We start from the raw sequence: 19,079 nt of genomic DNA, 5'->3' as shown, positions 1-19,079 counted from the left end.
AGTGACGCTCCGGACTCAGCAGCTGAGGTTGCCGCCGGGCGTGGTGCCGAGGATCTGGACGAAACTCTGGTACTTGGCGATCCGGCTCTGGACCTGACCGGGGTTGCCCCCGTTGCATTCGAGACTTCCGTTGATGCTGCGGATGGTCTCGCCGAATCCACGGCTGTTGACCATCGCGTTGTGCGGGGTCATGGTGCCGGGGCCGTTCTGGGTGTTCCAGTACCAGAGGCCGGTCTTCCAGGCGACGGCCGCGTCGTTCTGGACGAGCCAGGGGTTGTTCAGCAGGTCGATGCCGAGGGCGTCACCCGCGGCCTTGTAGTTGAAGTTCCAGCTGAGCTGGATCGGGCCGCGGCCGTAGTACGCGGCCTGGCCGGCCGGGCAGCCGTACGACTGCGAAGTGTCGCAGTAGTGCGGGTAGTTGGCCGTGTTCTGCTCCACGATGTGGACGAGGCCGCCGGTCTCGTGGCTGACGTTGGCGAGGAAGGCCGCGGCCTCCTGGCGCTTGATGGTGTCGCTGCCGGTGTTCGCGAAGGCCGGGTAGGCGCTCAGCGCGGCCTTGAGACCGTTGTAGGTGTAGAAGGAATTCCGGCTCGGGAACATCTGGTTGAACTGCGACTCGCTGACCACGAAGCCACCCGTGGGCGGCGGGTCCGTCGGGCCGCCACCACAGGCGCCGTTGTCGGCCCAGACGTCAACCGTGCCGGGTCTCTCGTTCTGGGTCCACCACTTCGCCGTCCAATTGCGGCCGTTGTACGACGCGGTGTCGCCGCCCCAGTAGACGGTGGACGCGTTCCAGCCGGTGGTACACGCGGCGGCCGAGGTGGCTGCCGCCGAGGTCGAGGCGGGTAGGAACACCGCGAGGGCCATGGCCGAGACCAGTGCGGTGAACAGTGCAAGGATTCGCTGTCGCAAGCGACTCACTCCTTCGCGCGGCCGTCGTTGAGCGACGGCCGCCATGGGGGTGAGGGAACCAAACCGGAATCGCTACTACCTGTCAAGGTCTAGACCAACTGACGATTTTCGGCCGGTCCGCTCGCGAATCGGCCGACGCGCGCCGCCTGTTCGATATCGGTGAGCAGGGCATGTCCGCCACGCCGGTCACCGTGAGGCGGAACCGCGTCCTTCAACTGACCCTCACCGCAAGGGGAGTTGGCTGGGTCGCGCCACGGATGTGACGCGATCTCGCCCCTGGCCGGCAGGCGGCGCCGGATGTACGACTGCCCGCCGTCAGTGAGCGGCCGGGTCCGACTCCCCCGCAGGCGCCGGGATGGCGCTGCCGCCCGGTTCGGGATACCAGCAGTAGCGGACGTCCGGTTCGTTCTCCTCGTTGCCCCTGCCGTCGGTCTTCTCGACCGGGACGAAGCCGTGGCGCTCGTAGAAGCGCCGGGCCGGGCCGTTGATCTGGAACGTCCACAGGGACAGTCCGTCCGGCCGGCGCCGCTTCGCCAGGTCGATCAGGCGGGCGCCGATGCCGCAGCCCCGGTGGTCCGGATCGAGATACAGCTGGTCGACATCGCCGCCCTCGATCACCATCATGCCGACGACCGCCTCCCCGGCGGTCGCCACCCAGGTCTCCTGGGTCGGCAGGACGATGTCTCGGATCCAGGCGTGCACCTGCTGCTCGCTGTGGGGGCGTGTGACGCTCGGGAGGGCGGCCGCGAAGGATCTCAGCCACAGTCCGGAGATGTCGGACGCGTCGGCGGTCACCGCGCGACGGACGACAAGTGTGTTGGTCTGCACAGCGAGCCATCCTGTCATCAATCGGGAATCAGGGAACGATCGAGTCGATGTATCCACCGTCGACACGGACCGCGGCCCCGGTGGTCGCCGACGCGAAAGGCGAGCTGAGGTAGACGACCATGTTCGCGATCTCCTCCGGCTCGATGAGGCGTTGGAGCAGCGACTGCGGCCGGTGCTTGAGCATGAACTCGCGCTGGGCCTCCTCCCAGGGAAGGGACTTGTCGACGAGTTCGTAGACGAAGTCCTCGACGCCGCCGGTGTGGGTGGGCCCCGCGAGTACGGAGTTCACTGTGACGCCGCTCCCCGCCGCCGCCTTCGCGAAGCCTCGCGAGACCCCGAGCAGGGCGGTCTTGGAGACTCCGTAGTGGATCATCTCGGCGGGGACGACGATCGCGGAGTCGCTCGCGATGTACTGGATCCGCCCCCAGCCGCGTTCGGTCATCCCGCCGAGGCAGGCGCGCGTGAGGCGGACGGCGGCGAGGACATTGACCTCGAAGTAGCGCCGCCACTCGTCGTCACTGATCTCCAGCGCGGGCCGGGAACCGAAGATGCCCAGATTGTTGATGAGGATGTCCACTTGTGGCACGGCTTCGAGGACCTGCTCGGCGCCGCTCTCTGTGGAGACGTCACCGGGTGCGGCCAGGAACTCGGCGTCGGGGGACGCGGCGCGCTGTTTGTCGAGGGCGGCGGCCACGGACTTCTCGGAGCGTCCGTTCACCGCGACGCGCGCTCCGGCGCGGGCGAGCCCGGTCGCGATGGCCGCCCCGATGCCCTGGGTGGAGCCGGTGACCAGAGCGGTCTTGCCTGCGAGGTCGATCTGCACGTTCAGTTCCTTCCGGCTGTCTGGTGGGCCAAGGTCATTGTGCGCGGGGGCCCGTGTGCGGCACGGTCGGTGGGGCCGTGGTGGAGTGTCGGCCTCCGTTGAGTTCGGATTACGACTGGCACTGCCTCTTGAAGTGAACCCGACAGTGTGTCATATATGTCTAGACCATTGCCCCTTGCTTTCGACGGAGGAGACGATCGTGCGACGGACCCCCACCCAGGTCGCGCTCGTTACCGCTACCGCCCTCACTCTCGTCGCCTGCGGCGGCGGTGACGACAAGGACTCGCAGGCGCCATCGGCACCGACCGGCCTCAGCGTTCAGGCCGGCAGCGCGCTGTCCGCACACGTCATGTGGGCCCAGGCCAAGGACAATGTCGCGGTCAGTGGCTACGTCGTCTACCGCGGGAAGGACAAGGTCAAGGACGTTCCCGCCGACACGACGATGATCGATGTCACGGGCCTCAAGCCGTCCACCGCCTACTCGTTCTCCGTGCGGGCCAAGGACGCAGCCGGCAACCTCTCGCCGCACAGCCAGAAGAAACCCGTCACCACGCCCGCGGTGACCGCCGAGGACAAGAAGGCTCCGGCGAAACCGGTGAAGCTGCGCGGCAAGCACGACGGTTCGAAGGGCGCCGAGCTGACCTGGAGCGCACCGGGCAAGGGCCAGGGCATCACCTCGTACGACATCCTTCAGGGCGGCTCGAAAATCCACAGCGTGAGCGGCGGTGAGACCAGGGCCAAGGTCACGGGGCTACGCCCGGGCACCGCCTACTCCTTCACCCTCCAGGCCCGCGACGCCGCCGACAACACCTCGCCGGCCAGCGACCCGGTGAAGATCAGCACCCCGAAGGGGCCGGGCGACGACCCCGACACCGCACCGCTCAGCTTCAAGGTCGCGCGCCACAAGAACGTCAAGGAGGGCGCGTATTACCTCGATCTGTCGTGGCTGCCGCCCGAGGTCGACGGTGAGGTGCCCTCGTACGAGATCCATCTCAACGGGAAGCTGACCACCACACTGGTCTGGGGCAACAAGCCGCCCGTGGGAAAGACGACCGAGAGCGTCTTCGCGGGCAAGAAGCCCGGCGTCAGCTACAAGGTGAAGATCCGCGCGAAGCTGCCGGACGGAGAGTGGGGCAGCTTCTCCCCTGAACTCACCATGGTCACCGGCGAGAAAGCCAAGTCCTGACCGAGCGGGACCGAACCAGTCGGGTCGGGTCGATTCAGTTCGGGTCGGGCTGGGCCTCACCCGTCGGCGTTGCCGCCGCGAAGCACGGCGGCAGCCTCCCGGTCCCGGTTCCGCCTGATCCTCAGCCGGGTCAGCAACGGACGCCCCCGCCCGCCACTATGCAGGACCGGTTCAACTGTCCGTACCGGCACGGAAGCCGGTGCCGGTGCGGATGCCCGTACCGGTTCGGGCGTTCGTGCCGGCTCGGACGTCGTGCCGCTCGGGCGTGGCGCCTCCCGGTCCCGCCGGGCGTCGGCCAGCAGCGCCGTCAGGCTGGACCGGTGCCAGCTGATCTCGTCCGGATCATCGGCGGTCAGCAGCCGTTGTACGGCCTCGCGCCCCGCCTCCGATCCCGGACGGCCCGGCGCGAGGTCCGGCCGCAGACGGTTCAGAGACGCGCGCTCGTACGGATCCGGTACCAGCTCGGCGAGTTGGACCGGATCGAGCACGGAACCGACGATCGCCGCACGCTCCCACCGGTCGTCGCTCTCGTGCAGCAGAAGACCGATGCGACGGCCACGCCAGTTGCGCGGACGACAGTCCTCCCCCGCCGTCGCCTCGGCCGGTTCAGCCGCATCGATGTCGGCGTCGGAACCGCCGGTCGGCGTCCGTGGCTCCGAGCGCGCTCGTGAGTGCGTCTTCCCCTGTGGCAACCGGCCCGTCAGCAGACCCGGTTCACTGCTCGCGAGTGCCCGCAGCTCCTCGGCCAGATAGAGCCAGACGACCGCTCGATACCGATTGAGATAGAAGCGCACCGGCACCAGATACCCCGCACGCGCGAGCCGGGTGAAGCGGCCGGGGCTGATGTCCATCAGCTCCGCCCCCTCGGCCGTACCCACCGTCCGCACCCGCTCGCGCAGCGCGTCGGGGAAGCCCGCCGCCCGCCGAAGCCGCTCGACCTCACCCCGCGCGACCCTGCGCCGGCCGCTCACGGACCCACCGACGGTACGGACATGGCCCAACTGCGTGGCCAGTTCGAACTCGCCCCGCCTCAGGCGTAGTTCCTGCGCCGCCCGGCCGGCGGCGAGTGTTTCCGAGATTTCCATGACAGACATCGACGTCTCCCCCGCGAGTGATTGACTACTCTCGGTGACGATCGTATCTCCGCGTCAAGAATCCCGCTTGCCCTGTGGATAACTTCCCCGCAGCGCTCAGGCGTCCGTGACCGTCGTGTGCGTGGGCCCCGACTGCCGCACCGCGATACCGAGATGCTCACCGACGCGATTCACCATCAGAGTCATCTCGTAGGCGATCTGGCCGACATCGGCGTCCGCGTCGCTCAGCACGCACAAGCAACTGCCGTCCCCGGCGGCCGTGACGAACAGCAGCGCGTCATCGAACTCGATCATGGTCTGCCGCGCCCTGCCCGCGTTGAAGTGCCGACCGGATCCCCGCGCGAGGCTGTGCAGACCGGACGAGACCGCCGCCAGGTGCTCGGCGTCCTCACGCGCCAGACCGGAACTGCTCCCGGTCACCAGCCCGTCGTTGGACAGCACGAGCGCGTGTCGTATCGGCTCGACCCGACCGGTCAGATCCTCCAGAAGCCAGTCAAGTCCGTCTTCCAACGCCATTCGTGACCACTCTCCCCGTTCAGACAGGTACCGCGCCCTGTGCCCCGTATCTCCCCCGTCGGTCGCCCAGCCTCGCGCACCGACTGCTCACGGGCAAGCGGTCCAGGGACCTCGGAGCGTCAGACGGAACCGGCCGTTCCCGTCGGTCGGAACGATCATCACCGGGCCCGGCTGTATGCCTTCGCAACTCCTCGCCCCACCACCGACGACAGACCGCTCCCCCTCCGCAGCCTCCGGCGCCAAGGCGCCGCTTCCGCCAATTCACCACCGCAACGCCGTCCCTCGATCGGGCCACTTGTCACACGGGAGTGAAGCGAACACAGGATTACGGCCACTTTCACGCACGTCTGTTCATCTCTGCGGTCAACGCGAGATTTCCGTCGAGAATTCGCACCACTCCCCCCGTTACGGCCACTTGATCAGCAGCGTTCATCCAACGCCCCGCACATCGACGTCGCTCCCGGAGGAACCATGAAGCTCACTTCCCTGCCTTTCGACGTTCACCGCGCGTTCGAGAGACGGTCGCGCTCCGCCCGGCCCGCGATGCGTCAGGTTGACGCCGGGGGTGGCGCGTCATGAGGCTGCTGAAGCGTCCCAGGCCCGCCGAGAGCGCGGTGTCGGACAGCGAACGCGAGCTGTTCGGCGGACCACTCCGCTACGACACCGGCTGGGCCGACCACGAGTGGGCCTATCTCGAAGTCAGCATGCTGTCCGCCGTTCGCTCGATGCCGAGAATGGTCGCGGGCACCCTGCGGCTCGCGTGGCGGACGGACCGGCCGGCGCTGGTGACCGTCGGTGTCGCCGAGGCCGGCCAGGGGCTGACGGCCGCGCTGGGTCTGCTGGTGGTCAACTCCGTACTCGGCTCGCTCCTGGCCGGCGGAAGCGCCGCCGACCGTGTCTCCGACGCGGTGCCCGCCCTGATCGTGGGCGCGGTGGTCGCGGTGGCGGGCGCGCTCCTGGCGTCGTGGTCGACGTCGGCGGCCGGCCGGCTGGAGCCCAAGGTGGAACGAGCCGCGAACGAGCAGTACTTACGCGCCGCGGCCCGGGTGGAGCTGGAGGCGATCGAGGACGGCGAGTTCCGCCGCCTGATCGACACCGCGCAGCACGGTCCGCCGTCGGCGAGGCGGATGGTCGGTGCCTGCGTCGCCACCATGAACGGCGTCATCTCGCTGCTCGCCGTCGGCGGTGTGCTGACCGTGCTGCACCCGCTGTTGCTGCCGATGCTCCTGCTGATCGCGGCGCCGCGCGGCTGGGGCGCGATGCGGGTGTCCCAGCGGCGGTATCTGTCGGTGATGTCCTGGGTGGAGCATCTGCGCGCCAGCCGTCTCATCGCCGGCCTCCTCATCTCCCGCTCCGCCGCGCACGAGGTACGGGTGCACGGTGTGGGGCGCTTCCTCCTGCGGCACTACCGCAACATGGCCGAGAGCGCGGAGACCGAGGCGACGCGGCTGGCCAAGGACAAGGCCGCCACCGAACTGCTCGCCGCGGCACTGTCGGGCGTGGCCGCGCTCATCACGTACGGGGCGATGGCCGCGCTCATCATGTCGGGGCGGATGGAGCTGGCCGTCGCGGGCACCGCCGTGATCGCCGTCCGCTCGGGTTCGGCGAGCCTGGGCGCTCTCGTGCTGACCACGAACTCGCTGCACGAGGAGTCTCTGTACGTACGTGACATGGAACGGTTCCTCGCGGAAGCGGGCAACAGGTCCATCCCGTCCGGCGGCCTCCCGATCCCCGAGCCCACGACGGTGATCACCCTGGAAGGGGTGTCCTTCAGCTATCCGGACCGGGAGACACCCGCGCTCACCGAGCTGTCCCTCACGATCCCGATGGGCTCGGTGGTCGCCCTGGTCGGTGAGAACGGTTCCGGGAAGAGCACGCTCGTGAAGCTCCTCGCCGGGCTGCACCTCCCCGACAGCGGACGGTTGGCGTGGGACGGCGTGGACGTCGCCGAGGCGGACCGCGAGCAGATCTTCGACCGGGTGTCACTGCTCACCCAGGACTTCGAGCGCTGGCCGGTGACCGCCGGGGCGAACATCGAGATCGGCCGGCCCGACGCCGCCGACGGCGACCTGGCCGCGGCGGCGCGGTACTCGGGGGCGGACCGGATCGCCGAGAGTCTGCCGAAGGGCTTCCACACCCTGCTGGCCCGCGTGTTCCGCGGGGCGTCCGAGCTGTCCGGCGGGCAGTGGCAGAAGTTCGGCCTGGCCCGTGCCCACTACCGGGACGCCCAGGTGATCGTGGTGGACGAGCCCACGTCGGCCCTCGATCCGGGCTCGGAGATCGCGGCCTTCGACCGGATCCGGGGGCTGGCCGACGAGCGGAGGGCCGTCGTGCTCGTCACGCACCGCATGTCCGGGGTGCGGTACGCGGACCTCATCTACGTGCTGCACGAGGGCCGGCTGGTCGAACAGGGCGACCACGAGAGCCTGTTGGCGACCGGTGGCCGATACGCCTCGATGTTCCACATGCAGGCGGAGCAGTACGGCCACGGGGAAGGCGCCGGACCCGGTGTCCCGCACCAGGGCGGATCCGCCGCGAAACCGTCCTGACCCGCCGGTTCGTCCTTGGGCGCCGCACGGTCGGCGCTCAGGGACGAACCGGCCACCACACGGCAGCGGCGGACCGACGCCCGTCGCCGGCCTACGCGGCGTCCCGCAGCACATCCCTACGGATGCGCGCGCAGGAGTCGTTGATCAGCCGGGAGACGTGCATCTGTGAGATCCCCAGGTCCTCGGCGATGCTGCTCTGGGTCATCCCGCGGAAGAACCTCAGATAGAGGATCTTCTTCTCCCGGTCGGGCAGCCTGCGCAGCCGCGGCTTGACCGACTCGCGGTCGATCACCGCGTCCAGCGCCTCGTCCCAGGCGCCGAGGGAGTCACCGAGTGTGGGGCCCTCGTCCGCGGCGGCGGACAGGCTCGCGTCGAGCGACAGCACGCTGAAGCAGTCCATCGCCTCCACACCCATGACCACTTCGCCCTCGGTCATCCCCGTGTGGAAGGCGATCTCCTCGACCGTCGGTGCCATGATCCCGTGCCGCTGGGCCAGTTCGTCGCGGGCGTCACGCACGCGGCTCCGCAACTCCTGCACCCGCCGGGGCACATGGACGGACCAGAGCCGGTCCCGGAAGTGCCGCTTGAGTTCCCCGGTGATCGTGGGAACGGCGAAACTCTCGAACGCGGTGCCCCGATGCGGGTCGTACCGTTCCACGGCCTTCACCAGTCCGATCGCGGCGACCTGCCGCAGATCCTCCAGGGCTTCGCCCCGGTGCCGGAACCTGCCTGCCAGCCGGTCGGCCATCGGGAGCCAGGCGCAGACGATCTCCCCGCGCGTCCGGTCCTTCTCGGGGCCGTCCGGCAGTCCGGCGGCCCGCTCGAAGGCCTCGGAGGTGTCCGGCACGTCCTCGTGCCGCACCCGGTAGGCCATCACCCGAGGGGTCATGATGTTCTTCAGCTCCTCGCTCGACGCGGCCGTCGACACCGGGGGAGCACACGGCCGGCCGCCGGGCGACGCCCGGAGCGGTACGCCGCTCCACGGACGTGCCTCCTGTCCGAAGCACGAACAGCGTGTGCCCCTGAACATCCCAGGCAAACAGGGGGTGTTCAGGGGCGGTTCACGTGCGGGTCCGAGTCCGAGGGTGAGTTCGCGGCGCGCCGGCGCGGCCGGTCCGTCAGCCGTTGTCGTCCGGCTCGGCACCGTGCCAGACGGTCGTGACGTTGCAGAATTCGCGGATCCCGTGTTCCGACAACTCCCGCCCGTAGCCGGAGCGCTTGACGCCGCCGAAGGGGAGCGCGGGGTGGGAGGCGGTCATCCCGTTGAAGAAGACACCGCCGGCCTGGAGGTCGGTCACGAAGCGCCGCACCTCCTCGTCGTCGCGCGTCCACACGTTGGAGCTGAGACCGAACGGGGTGTCGTTGGCGACGCTCACCGCCTCGTCGAGATCGGCCACGCGGTACAGGGTGGCCACCGGACCGAACGCCTCCTCGTGGTGGATACGCATGTCGGCGGAGACATCCGTAAGGACGGTGGGTTCGTAGTACCAGCCGCGGCTCAGCCCGTCGGGACGCCGCCCGCCGCAGCGGGCCATCGCGCCTCGGTTGACCGCGTCGTCGACCAGTTCCTCCAGGTCGGCGCGGCCTTGTTCGCTGGCGAGCGGGCCGACATCGGTGGACTCGTCCATCGGGTCGCCGACGGTCAGCTTCCGCATCCCGGCGACGAAGCGTTCACCGAACGCGTCGTAGACGTCGGCGTGCACGATGAAGCGTTTGGCCGCGATGCAGGACTGCCCGTTGTTCTGCACCCGGGCGGTCACCGCGATCCGCGCGGCCCGGTCGATGTCCGCGGACGGCATCACGATGTACGGGTCGCTGCCGCCGAGTTCCAGTACGGTCCGCTTCACCTCGTCGCCGGCGACGGCGGCGACGGCGCGCCCGGCCGGCTCACTGCCGGTCAGGGTCGCCGCGGCCACCCGGCTGTCGCGCAGGATGCCCTCGATCGCGTCGGACCCCACGAGCAGCGTCTGGAAGCAGCCCTCGGGGAAACCCGCCCTCCTGAAGAGGCCGTCGAGATACAGCGCGGTCTGCGGGACGTTCGACGCGTGCTTGAGCAGACCGACGTTGCCCGCCATGAGGGCGGGGGCGGCGAACCGTACGACCTGCCAGAGCGGGAAGTTCCACGGCATGACCGCCAGCACGACGCCCAGGGGGCGGTAGCGGACGTACGCGCGTGCGGCGCCGGAGTCCTGGACGTCGGCGGCCGACGGGTGCTCGTCGGCGAGCAGTTCCCGCGCGTGCCGCGCGTACCAGCGCATCGACTTGGCACACTTCGCCGCCTCCGCGCGCGCGGCGCCGATCGGCTTGCCCATCTCGGTGGTCATGGTGCGGGCGATCTCGTCCTGATCCTCTTCAAGAAGGTCGGCGGCGCGGTTCATCAGCGTGGCCCGGCGGTCGAAGTCCGTGGTGCGGTACCGGTCGAAGGCCGCGGCAGCCGCGGCCAGCCGCCGCTCGATCTCGTCGGACCCCAGGGCGTCGAACGTCTTCAGGGTCTCGCCGGTGGCGGGATCGACCGTGGCGATGGGCATGGGACAGTCCTCCTCTGACTCGGTGCTTCGACACTCGCGCGGCAGGCGCGGGCCCGCAACGCGGGCAGGGCGGGGCGGGGCAGGCCGTACGCGGCGGGGGATCATGTACCCATGGCCCACGACCACACGCACGTACAGGAATTCTTCGGTGTCCGGGCGGCGGACTGGGACGCGCGCTTCCCCGACGACGGCCCGGCCTATGCCGCCGCGGCGGCCGGCATGGGGCTGCGTAGCGGCGACAGCGTCCTGGACGCGGGCTGCGGCACCGGGCGCGCGCTGACGGCCCTACGGGACGCCGTGGGGCCACAGGGCACGGTGCTGGGCGCCGATCTCACCCCCGAGATGCTCGCGGCGGCCGTTCGGAGCGGTCGCGACGCGGTCGGCACCCTGCTGCTCGCCGACGTGGCACGCCTGCCTCTGCGCGCGGACTCCCTCGACGCGGTCTTCGCCGCCGGGCTGATCGCCCATCTGCCGGAGCCCGCCACAAATCTGCGGGAGCTGGCCAGGGTCGTACGGCCCGGTGGGCGGCTGGCGCTCTTCCACCCCATCGGGCGGGCCGCGCTGGCCGCCCGGCAGGGCCGGCGGATCACACCGGACGATCTCCGCGCCGAGGGCATGCTGCGTCCGCTGCTCGCGGGGGCGGGCTGGCGGCTCGTCTCGTACGTTGACGAGGACGACCGCTTCCTCGCGCTCGCCGTACACGAGGGCTGAGCCACCCGGTCGGCCGGGACGAGCCGTACCGAGTGCACCGCCACGTGAACGGGTATCGAACCTACGTAGGAGGCGGGGTCCCCGAGGGATGTGCGGAAGGTGGACGGACGATGTTCGACAAGCTGCGTCGGTTGTTCGTATCGAACCGGACCGCCGCGCCGGTCGCCGAGCCGGCCGCGTCGTCCCGGAGCCGGACACGGCAGCCCAACCTCTTCGAGGCGGCAGCCACCTATGTCGCGGCGACCGCCGACGACGACCAGGACCGGATGGACGAGGCGTCCGGCTGGGTCTCCCCCGAGGCGCTGTCCTTCGGGGTCAGCGAGCTGGCGTGCCGGGCCGTGATCGCGCTGGCGCGGGAGCGGGACGAGTCGCCCCAGACGGTGGCACGCAGCCTCCTGGGGCTGCCCGCCGCGTGACGGCGGGACCCGGACGCGCGCGGGCCGCCCACCAACCTCTCGACGGCCGGGCGGCCGACTGGCTAAGGTGCGCCGACGACCGATCGGACACGACCGATCGGATGGGGAGGTGCCGTGACAGGTACGGACGAATCCGCCGATGAGGACGCACTGTTCGTGCTGTCGGCCGTACTGCTGACACCCGCGCAGTTCCCCAGCGTGCTCGGCGACGATTTCCCCGAGGCGTGCGCGGCGCTTGCGCTGGAGCCGTACGACCGCGGGTACGGGCTGGTGCTCGGCCAGGACGGCACCGGTGCGCGCTGGACGGTGGCCGTCGACGACGTGTCGCTGGTGGCCGTCGCCATCGCCGCGTGGGACTGCGGCATGGAGTACGACCTGTCTCCCGACGAACGGACGGTGGTCGCGGCGCTTCCCGGCTGGCCGCTGGCGCTCTCGGTCGCGGCGCCGGGGATCCCCGCGCCGCACGATCCCGATCCGGAGCCGGGCGCGGACGACGACGGGGCGAGACCGCCGCTCGCACCGCCCGACACGGCGAGCTGGGGGGCGGCGCAGCGCCGTCTCGGCGCGGACGAGATCGCGCTTCAGTGGGAGGCGTGGCGCGCGCAGTTCGACTCCGAGGACGAGCAGCAGCGCGCGGACGCTCGGCAGCCGGACGAGGACACGGACACGGACGGTGATGCGGATACGGATACGGCATCCGCCGAGAACGAGGGCGGCGACGGTGACCCCGATGAGGCCGCCGCGGAGAAGCCCTCGTCGGACGCGACGGAGGACGGCGGCCCAGGTGGCCCCGGGAACCTCGGGGGCCTCCACGACGGCGTACGCCGCGTACTGAAGGAGCTGCACGGCTACCTGGAGTCGTCTCCTCCGCCGGGCCGGGTCCGCTCCGGCTTCGCGCCCGCCGGCGCGCGGATGCTGCGGGCCGACGGACCGGGCTGGTCCCTCGTCGCCAGGACCGACGACATCGCCTACATCCTGCTGGACGACGAACCGAACGACGTACTGCCGGTGGGCCGCGGGCCCGAGCTGCCGAAGCTCCTCGAAGCGCTCGACAAGATCGCTGTCCGCCCGTCCTGACCGGCGCCGCAGTTCACGAGGCCCCGTACGCGTACCGGACCAATGGCACGGTCCGGTGTGCGGACGGGGCCCTCCGCGGGTCAGCGCCGGGTCAGCGGCCGATCTCCTTGCGCGTGATGCGCTTGAGCCGACGACGCTGCGACGGGTCGAGCATCAGATAGGCCACCGCGGGCACGCCGAGCACCACCAGCAGCGACATCCAGAATCCGATGAATGGAATCAGGAGAAGACCGACGGCCACTCCCCCGACAGCGATCTTTGCCCTAGTCGACATTTTCGACGCCTCCTCCGCGGCCGAAGCCGCTCACTGCTGATAGAACGCTCGCGGGCGTCCGCCAGTTCCACTATGCGCCGCGGACGTGCGCGGCGCCCCGGTGAGCGGCTCTCGGTCTCGCGGAGTCAGGCCGCCTCGCGCAGCGGCGCGCCTACCTCGTGCAGATGTCCGAGTGCCTGCCGGTACGAGTCGACCAGGCTCGTCTCCACGTAGGCGACCTCCATCTCCTCGCAGTACGCGCGGACCACCGGCTGGGCGAGCTTCAGGTGGGGACGGGGCATGCTCGGGAAGAGGTGGTGCTCGACCTGGTAGTTCAGGCCGCCCAGGAACCAGTCGGTGAAGAACCCGCCCCGGATGTTGCGGGAGGTCAGGACCTGCTTCCGCAGGTGGCCCCAGCTCGCGAACTCCTCCTCGGTCGGGATCGTCATGCCCTTGTGGTTCGGCGCGAACGCCATGCCCAGGTGGAGGCCGTAGATCATCTGGTGGATGAGCAAGAAGACGACGGCCTGGCCGACGCTCAGCGTCGTGAACAGCAGCGCCAGGTAGGCGATGACGTGCACCACGAGCAGTGAGCCTTCGAGGAAGCGCTCACGCGGCTTCTGACGCTGATTGGCGCGGGAGAAGACGGACTGGAATCCGTACACCTTGAGGGCGATGCCCTCCAGCGTCGTCAGCGGGAAGAACATCACGGCCTGGTGGCGGGTGAGCCAGCGGCGGAATCCCTTGCGGCCGCCGGTCTGGTGCTGCGCGAAGACGAGGATGTCGGCACCGACGTCCGGGTCCTTCTCCAGGTGGTTGGGGTTGGCGTGGTGCCGGTTGTGCTTGTCGTTCCACCAGTCTTGGCTCATTCCGAGCAGAAGATTGGCGTGGAAAAGCTGTACGAGACGGTTCCTACCGCGAGTGGTCGCTATCTGCATGTGGCCCGCGTCGTGCGCGATGAACGACATCTGGGCCGACACGAGCGCCAGTGCCGGGGCCAGGAGCAGCGCCCACCAGGAGTCCCCGATCAGCACCAGGCCGGTCACGATCGCCGCCAGTTCGATCAGGTTGACGGCGATACCCCGGGCGTACCAGGCGGTCCGCCGTTCGAGGAGGCCCTGCTCCCGGATCGTCCGCAGAAGGGGCGCGAAGTCGCTGCCGCCTGTGCGGGCGGCGGGGGGGCCGGGGTTGGTGGTCTCCGCGACTTCTGCGGGGGCCTGGGACATGTCGGTCTCCGGTCTGTAGGCCGACGATCGTGTAGATCGTTTAGGTAGAAAATGGCAGGGCTGTGGGGCTGTTCGAGTGGCGCTGTTGGAGCTTGATCGCGCCGATCGGGAGAAACGTACGCGGAGTTGGCCCTCCAAAGCCATGCGGCCAACACCCCGAGGCGATGGGGGTTATTCCCGCCCAGGGGGGTGGTGCTGCCTACACCCCCGTCCCGGCCCATGATTCTTGTCACTGTCCGGTGCCACCCAACGGCGTTCCGCGCGAGGTACCCTCGGCCGCTCCACCTTCACTAGTCAAACTTGAGGAATGTGTCATCGCCGTACACAGGCCCCCTGCGGCTACGCCCTCCCAGATCGCCGAACTCGCCCGCTGCCACGCGCTCTTCGTGCCCGCCGACCCCGCCCGCGCCGGCCGGATCGCCTTCTGGCACCCGGACGGCGACGCTCTGCCCGACCTGCCCGGCGCGCCCGCCCTGCCGGACACAGCGGCCTCGCAGAACTCACCGCGCTCGCCGGACCCGTCCGGGTCGACCGGGTCGACCGGTTCCGTCGAGGACCTGACCGTCGTCGGCGACGACGTACGGCTCCGTACCGTCCCGGCACTGTCCCTGCCCGTACGGGACGCGCTGCCCGTGCTGACCCGCGCCAGGGCCTCGGCGCACGCCTCGCCCGCGGCGGCCTTCTGGGGCGCCGCGTCCCTGCTCGCCCTGCAACTCGCCGCGCGCGGCAAGTTGTTGCCCGGGCTCTCGACGGACGGCCACGACGCCTGGCGGGCCGGGCCCGTCGCCGCCGACGACCTGGAGCGCATCCGCGCGCTCGCCGCCTCGATGCCGCCCGCCGCGCACGCCGTACCGCTCGACGCCACGGCGACGGGCCCGCTCCTGCTCCCCGAGCCGGAACGGCTGCTGCGGCAGTTCCTCGACGCGGTCGCCGACGGTCTCGTACGCACTCCCGCCGCGCCGATCGCCACCGGATCGCCCGCCTTCGCCGCGCCGGAGCCGCGTCGGCTGCCCGAACTGCGCGGCTGGGCCGCCGACGTGGCGGCCGGGCACGACGCGGGCGTGCGGCTGTCACTCCGGATCGAGCTGCCAGGCCTGGCCGCCGTACCGAACAGTGGCCGTGGGGACGGCGACCGTTACGACGGCGCCTCCACTGAAGGCGACTTCCCCGACAGCGACGTTCTCGGATCCGCCCCCGCGTTCCGGGCTGTCCTACAGATGCACAGCGTCAGCGATCCGACGGTCGTCGCCGACGCCGGCGAGGTGTGGGCCGGTACGGGGGCCAGGGACGCCTCGGGCGAGGCGTTCGGCCCCCGGGCCCGGATGGACGCCCTTCTGGCGCTCAGGCGCGCCGCACGCGCCTGGCCCCCGCTGGCGCCTCTCCTGTCGGCCACGGTGCCCGATGCCATCGACCTCGCCGACGAGGAGGTCACCGAACTGCTCGGGGAGGCCTCGCGCGCGCTGGCCGCCACCGGTGTCCAGGTGCACTGGCCGAAGGCACTGGCCCGGAAGCTGACGGCGCGTGCCGTCATCGGTCCGCCCGGCGACGACGGGCCCGGCTCCTGGCGGCACGACACGCCGGACGGAGCCCACGGCGACGAGGACGACACGCCCGGGGGCGGGCGCTCGGACAACGGCGGTTCGGACCTGCCGTCCTTCCTGTCCGCCGACGCGCTGCTCGCCTTCAACTGGCGGTTCGCGCTGGGCGACCAGGAACTCACCCGCGCCGAGCTGGACCGGCTCGCCGAGGCGACCCGCCCCGTCGTACGGTTGCGCGACCAGTGGGTCCTCATCGACCCCGAGGAGGCCAGGCGGGCCCGGGAGAGCCAGGACCGCAAGCTCACCCCGGTCGACGCGCTCGGAGCCGTACTCACCGGGTCCACCGAGGTGGACGGGCGCCGGGTCGAGGTGGAGGCGTCGGGCTGGCTCGCGGCGCTGCGCGACCGCCTCGCCGACCCGGAAGGCACGGACTTGGAGATCGGCCAGCCGGCGGCCCTGACGGCGACGCTGCGCGACTACCAGCTGCGCGGCCTCAACTGGCTGCACCGGATGACCTCACTGGGTCTCGGCGGCTGTCTCGCCGACGACATGGGGCTCGGCAAGACCATCACGGTCATCGCGCTCCATCTGCACCGGCAGAGCGACGAGTCGGCGGCGGGACCCACCCTGGTGGTCTGTCCGACGTCGCTGATGGGCAACTGGCAGCGCGAGATCGAGCGGTTCGCACCCGGCACACCGGTGCGTCGCTTCCACGGCGCGTCGCGCGGCCTGGACGACCTCGCGGACGGCGAGTTCGTGCTCACGACGTACGGCACGATGCGCCTGGACGCGCCGAAGCTCGCCGCGGCCGAGTGGGGCATGGTCGTCGCCGACGAGGCGCAGCACGTGAAGAATCCGTACTCGTCGACCGCCGGTCAGCTGCGCACCATCGGTGCCAAGGCGCGCGTCGCCCTGTCCGGCACCCCGGTGGAGAACAACCTCTCCGAGCTGTGGGCGATCCTGGACTGGACGACGCCGGGCCTCCTCGGCCGGCTCGCCACCTTCCGTACGCGTTACGCGCAGGCGGTCGAGGGCGGCGACCCCGGTGCGGCGGAGCGGCTCTCCGCGCTGGTACGGCCGTTCCTGCTGCGGCGCCGCAAGTCGGATCCGGGCATCGCGCCCGAACTGCCGCCGAAGACGGAGACCGACCGCGCGGTGTCACTCACCACGGAGCAGGCGGGACTCTACGAGGCCGTCGTACGCGAAACCCTCGCGGCGATCTCGGAGGCGGACGGCATGGAACGCCGCGGCCTCGTCATGAAGCTGCTGACATCGCTCAAGCAGATCTGCAACCACCCCGCGCAGTTCCTGAAGGAGAACGACTCGCCGCGTGTCGCCGGGCGTTCGGGGAAGGTCGAGCTGCTCGACGAACTGCTCGACACGATCCTCGCCGAGGAGGCGAGCGTGCTCGTCTTCACGCAGTACGTACAGATGGCGCGGCTCCTCGAAGGGCATCTGGCCGCACGCGGCGTCTCGACGCAGTTCCTGCACGGCGGCACACCTGTTCAGCAGCGCGAAGTGATGGTGCGGCGGTTCCAGGAGGGTGAGGTCCCCGTCTTCCTGCTGTCGTTGAAGGCGGCGGGCACCGGTCTCAATCTGACCCGCGCCGAGCATGTCGTGCACTTCGACCGCTGGTGGAACCCGGCCGTCGAGGCACAGGCGACGGACCGCGCCTACCGCATCGGCCAGAACCGGCCGGTGCAGGTTCACCGCATGATCGCCGAGGGCACGATCGAGGACCGCATCGCCGACATGCTGGCGCGCAAGCAGCAACTGGCCGACTCCGTCCTCGGCACCGGCGGCGAGGCGGCACTGACCGAACTGACCGACGACGAGCTGGCCGATCTGGTCGAGCTGCGAGGGAGTGCGCGATGAGCGGAGCCGACAGCCGTAGTGGCGGTCGCGGTGGGGACGGGACCGAGCGCGTCTTCGCCGCCCTGCCGCCCGCGCAGGGGCGCGCCTTCGCGCAGACCTGGTGGGGACGGGCCTGGCTGAAGGCCCTTGAGGACACGGCGCTCGACTTGCAGCAGCTGAAGAAGGGACGCAAGCAGGCCCGTGCCGGGGCGGTCGGCGCGGTGTCCGTACGGCCCGGGAGGATCACGGCCGTCGTACGGGACACGGACGGCACGGCGCAGCGCAGCGACGTGCTGCTGCAGCAGCTCAGTACGGAGGAGTGGGACCGGTTCCTGGACATGGCGGTCGAGCGCGCGGGGCACATCGCCGCGCTGCTGGACCGGGACATGCCGCCGCATCTTGTGGAGGACGCGGCGGGCGCCGGGGTGGAACTGCTGCCCGGCATCGGCGACCTGGAGCCGGAATGCGCCTGCGACGCCTGGGACTTGTGTCCGCACGCGGCGGCCCTGTGCTATCAGGTGGCGCGGCTGTTGGACGAGGATCCGTTCGTCCTCCTACTGATGCGTGGTCGGGGCGAGCGGCAGCTGCTCGACGAGTTGCAGGTGCGCTCGGCGCGGGCCGCGCGCACGCACCAGAGCCCGGCCGAGGGCACGGCCGAAGCCGGCGGGAGCGCCGAGGAGCCGGCGGGGATACGCGCGGACGAGGCCTTCGCGGCGCGGGACATCCTCCCGCCGCTGCCGCCTCCCCCGCCGGTCCCGGAGGAGCCGGGCCTGCCGCCGTCCCTGGACACGGAGGCGGAGCCACCGCCCGGGATCGACGCGGACGCCCTGGAGTTCCTGGCGGGCGACGCGGCGGGCCGCGCGCTGCGGCTGCTGGTCGACGCGGTCGCCGCCGGGCACGAACGGCAGCCGCTCGACGTGGAGTTGACACCCGGCCAGGACGCCGTCCGGCTGGCGGCCTCGTGCGGCGATCCGCTGATCGCGGTACGGCTCGCCGGGGGCACGGGCCGGCAGCGCGCCGAACTGGACCTGGCGGTGGACGCCTGGCGCCACGGCGGCGCGGCGGCCCTCGCCGTACTGGAGGAGGAGTGGCAGCCGGAGCCGGAGGCGCTGGCGCGCGCGAAGGCGGACCTGGCGGGGGCCTGGGAGGACAGCGAACGGCCGCGACTGCGCCCGGGGGTGGCGGGCCGCTGGACGGTCGTGGGAGGGGACGCACAGCTCCGCTACGGGCGCGACGGGCGCTGGTGGCCGTACCGCAAGGTCCGGGCCCGCTGGGCCCCTTCGGGGCCGCCTGCCCTCGATCCGGCGTCGGCGTTGGCGAGCCTGGGGGCGGAGGTCTGACGGCGGCGGTCTGACTGTGCCGGTCCGACGGTCCCGGAACGCTGAAGGCGTAGGAGGTGGGGTGGGGCGCTGCGCGGGCCTGTTTCCCCTACCCGCCCCTTCCCACAACCGGGGCTCCGCCCCGGACCCCGCTCCTCAAACGCCGGAGAGGCTGAAGATGCCCGGCCCCGCGACCTCAAACGCCGGCGGGGCTGAACAGGTCCATCGGGCTCAAGGCGCCGGCGGGGC

General features: G+C 70.9%; 16 protein-coding genes. 7 read left to right on the top strand and 9 right to left on the bottom strand.

Features of this window, described 5'->3' with window-relative positions; translation table 11 throughout:
- Positions 1 to 15: 15 nt before the first annotated feature.
- From ACFT9I_RS19485 to ACFT9I_RS19475, 3 genes are all read right to left on the bottom strand, one after another.
- Positions 16 to 867 (bottom strand): glycoside hydrolase family 19 protein, encoded by an 852-nt coding sequence (locus ACFT9I_RS19485; RefSeq protein WP_382565815.1) that lies wholly within the window; start codon positions 865 to 867, stop codon positions 16 to 18.
- 360 nt (positions 868 to 1,227) lie between these two features.
- The gene (locus ACFT9I_RS19480) at positions 1,228 to 1,758 is read right to left on the bottom strand and encodes a GNAT family N-acetyltransferase (RefSeq protein ID WP_382565770.1); all 531 of its coding nucleotides are present in this window, start codon (positions 1,756 to 1,758) and stop codon (positions 1,228 to 1,230) included.
- Positions 1,759 to 1,768: 10 nt separating this feature from the next.
- Positions 1,769 to 2,563 (bottom strand): SDR family NAD(P)-dependent oxidoreductase, encoded by a 795-nt coding sequence (locus ACFT9I_RS19475; protein WP_382565769.1) that lies wholly within the window; start codon positions 2,561 to 2,563, stop codon positions 1,769 to 1,771.
- A 199-nt stretch (positions 2,564 to 2,762) separates the two neighbouring features.
- Here ACFT9I_RS19475 and ACFT9I_RS19470 point away from each other — a divergent pair, with 199 nt between their 5' ends.
- Entirely contained in the window at positions 2,763 to 3,749 is a 987-nt protein-coding gene (locus ACFT9I_RS19470) for a fibronectin type III domain-containing protein (protein WP_382565767.1), read from the top strand.
- A 56-nt stretch (positions 3,750 to 3,805) separates the two neighbouring features.
- On the opposite strand, the gene ACFT9I_RS19465 is transcribed toward ACFT9I_RS19470, so the two are convergent.
- On the bottom strand, positions 3,806 to 4,843 hold the full coding sequence (locus ACFT9I_RS19465; protein ID WP_382565765.1) for a DUF6397 family protein: 1,038 nt from the start codon (positions 4,841 to 4,843) through the stop codon (positions 3,806 to 3,808).
- A gap of 96 nt (positions 4,844 to 4,939) precedes the next feature.
- Complete coding sequence (locus tag ACFT9I_RS19460) at positions 4,940 to 5,359, bottom strand: roadblock/LC7 domain-containing protein (protein ID WP_382565763.1); 420 nt, start codon at positions 5,357 to 5,359, stop codon at positions 4,940 to 4,942.
- Positions 5,360 to 5,934: 575 nt separating this feature from the next.
- Here ACFT9I_RS19460 and ACFT9I_RS19455 point away from each other — a divergent pair.
- Complete coding sequence (locus ACFT9I_RS19455; protein ID WP_382565761.1) at positions 5,935 to 7,908, top strand: ATP-binding cassette domain-containing protein; 1,974 nt, start codon at positions 5,935 to 5,937, stop codon at positions 7,906 to 7,908.
- Between the two features lie 91 nt (positions 7,909 to 7,999).
- On the opposite strand, the gene ACFT9I_RS19450 is transcribed toward ACFT9I_RS19455, so the two are convergent.
- Positions 8,000 to 8,797, bottom strand: a complete 798-nt coding sequence (locus ACFT9I_RS19450; protein ID WP_382565813.1) for a SigB/SigF/SigG family RNA polymerase sigma factor — start codon at positions 8,795 to 8,797, stop codon at positions 8,000 to 8,002.
- 229 nt (positions 8,798 to 9,026) lie between these two features.
- Positions 9,027 to 10,436: an NADP-dependent succinic semialdehyde dehydrogenase gene (locus ACFT9I_RS19445; RefSeq protein WP_382565759.1), complete on the bottom strand. Its 1,410-nt coding sequence runs from the start codon at positions 10,434 to 10,436 to the stop codon at positions 9,027 to 9,029.
- 111 nt (positions 10,437 to 10,547) lie between these two features.
- Between ACFT9I_RS19445 and ACFT9I_RS19440 the strand changes: the two genes are divergently transcribed.
- The 3 genes from ACFT9I_RS19440 (at position 10,548) to ACFT9I_RS19430 (ending at position 12,640) form a co-directional block, all read left to right on the top strand.
- A complete protein-coding gene (locus ACFT9I_RS19440; protein WP_382565757.1) occupies positions 10,548 to 11,147 on the top strand; it encodes a class I SAM-dependent methyltransferase in 600 nt (199 codons plus the stop codon).
- A 110-nt stretch (positions 11,148 to 11,257) separates the two neighbouring features.
- On the top strand, positions 11,258 to 11,563 hold the full coding sequence (locus ACFT9I_RS19435; RefSeq protein ID WP_382565756.1) for a hypothetical protein: 306 nt from the start codon (positions 11,258 to 11,260) through the stop codon (positions 11,561 to 11,563).
- Positions 11,564 to 11,677: 114 nt separating this feature from the next.
- Positions 11,678 to 12,640: a hypothetical protein gene (locus ACFT9I_RS19430; protein WP_382565754.1), complete on the top strand. Its 963-nt coding sequence runs from the start codon at positions 11,678 to 11,680 to the stop codon at positions 12,638 to 12,640.
- A 91-nt stretch (positions 12,641 to 12,731) separates the two neighbouring features.
- Here ACFT9I_RS19430 and ACFT9I_RS19425 read toward each other — a convergent pair whose 3' ends face one another.
- The gene (locus tag ACFT9I_RS19425) at positions 12,732 to 12,914 is read right to left on the bottom strand and encodes a hypothetical protein (protein WP_031228443.1); all 183 of its coding nucleotides are present in this window, start codon (positions 12,912 to 12,914) and stop codon (positions 12,732 to 12,734) included.
- A 125-nt stretch (positions 12,915 to 13,039) separates the two neighbouring features.
- Positions 13,040 to 14,119 (bottom strand): fatty acid desaturase family protein, encoded by a 1,080-nt coding sequence (locus ACFT9I_RS19420; RefSeq protein ID WP_382565752.1) that lies wholly within the window; start codon positions 14,117 to 14,119, stop codon positions 13,040 to 13,042.
- 164 nt (positions 14,120 to 14,283) lie between these two features.
- Between ACFT9I_RS19420 and ACFT9I_RS19415 the strand changes: the two genes are divergently transcribed.
- Both ACFT9I_RS19415 and ACFT9I_RS19410 read left to right on the top strand, forming a co-directional pair.
- Positions 14,284 to 17,532 carry an SNF2-related protein gene (locus ACFT9I_RS19415; protein ID WP_382565750.1) on the top strand — a complete coding sequence of 1,083 codons (3,249 nt, stop codon included), beginning with the start codon at positions 14,284 to 14,286 and terminating at the stop codon, positions 17,530 to 17,532.
- On the top strand, positions 17,529 to 18,851 hold the full coding sequence (locus ACFT9I_RS19410) for an SWF or SNF family helicase (RefSeq protein ID WP_382565748.1): 1,323 nt from the start codon (positions 17,529 to 17,531) through the stop codon (positions 18,849 to 18,851). The genes ACFT9I_RS19415 and ACFT9I_RS19410 overlap by 4 nt, the downstream gene beginning before the upstream one ends.
- Positions 18,852 to 19,079 lie beyond the last annotated feature (228 nt).

Source organism: Streptomyces sp. NPDC057137 (assembly GCF_042670825.1).
In the GTDB taxonomy this organism is placed as follows: domain Bacteria; phylum Actinomycetota; class Actinomycetes; order Streptomycetales; family Streptomycetaceae; genus Streptomyces.
Note: the sequence above shows the minus strand (reverse complement) of the source record. Positions and strands in the feature narration are given on the sequence as shown.

What these genes read in the sequence shown, in the direction of transcription:
- ACFT9I_RS19440 (WP_382565757.1), top strand. Translation starts at nt 10,548, where the DNA reads ATGGCCCACGACCACACGCACGTACAGGAATTCTTCGGTGTCCGGGCG.
- ACFT9I_RS19425 (WP_031228443.1), bottom strand. Translation starts at nt 12,914, where the DNA reads ATGTCGACTAGGGCAAAGATCGCTGTCGGGGGAGTGGCCGTCGGTCTT.
- ACFT9I_RS19435 (WP_382565756.1), top strand. Translation starts at nt 11,258, where the DNA reads ATGTTCGACAAGCTGCGTCGGTTGTTCGTATCGAACCGGACCGCCGCG.
- ACFT9I_RS19460 (WP_382565763.1), bottom strand. Translation starts at nt 5,359, where the DNA reads ATGGCGTTGGAAGACGGACTTGACTGGCTTCTGGAGGATCTGACCGGT.
- ACFT9I_RS19445 (WP_382565759.1), bottom strand. Translation starts at nt 10,436, where the DNA reads ATGCCCATCGCCACGGTCGATCCCGCCACCGGCGAGACCCTGAAGACG.
- ACFT9I_RS19450 (WP_382565813.1), bottom strand. Translation starts at nt 8,797, where the DNA reads ATGACCCCTCGGGTGATGGCCTACCGGGTGCGGCACGAGGACGTGCCG.
- ACFT9I_RS19455 (WP_382565761.1), top strand. Translation starts at nt 5,935, where the DNA reads ATGAGGCTGCTGAAGCGTCCCAGGCCCGCCGAGAGCGCGGTGTCGGAC.
- ACFT9I_RS19410 (WP_382565748.1), top strand. Translation starts at nt 17,529, where the DNA reads ATGAGCGGAGCCGACAGCCGTAGTGGCGGTCGCGGTGGGGACGGGACC.
- ACFT9I_RS19465 (WP_382565765.1), bottom strand. Translation starts at nt 4,843, where the DNA reads ATGTCTGTCATGGAAATCTCGGAAACACTCGCCGCCGGCCGGGCGGCG.
- ACFT9I_RS19485 (WP_382565815.1), bottom strand. Translation starts at nt 867, where the DNA reads ATGGCCCTCGCGGTGTTCCTACCCGCCTCGACCTCGGCGGCAGCCACC.
- ACFT9I_RS19420 (WP_382565752.1), bottom strand. Translation starts at nt 14,119, where the DNA reads ATGTCCCAGGCCCCCGCAGAAGTCGCGGAGACCACCAACCCCGGCCCC.
- ACFT9I_RS19415 (WP_382565750.1), top strand. Translation starts at nt 14,284, where the DNA reads ATGGGGGTTATTCCCGCCCAGGGGGGTGGTGCTGCCTACACCCCCGTC.
- ACFT9I_RS19480 (WP_382565770.1), bottom strand. Translation starts at nt 1,758, where the DNA reads ATGACAGGATGGCTCGCTGTGCAGACCAACACACTTGTCGTCCGTCGC.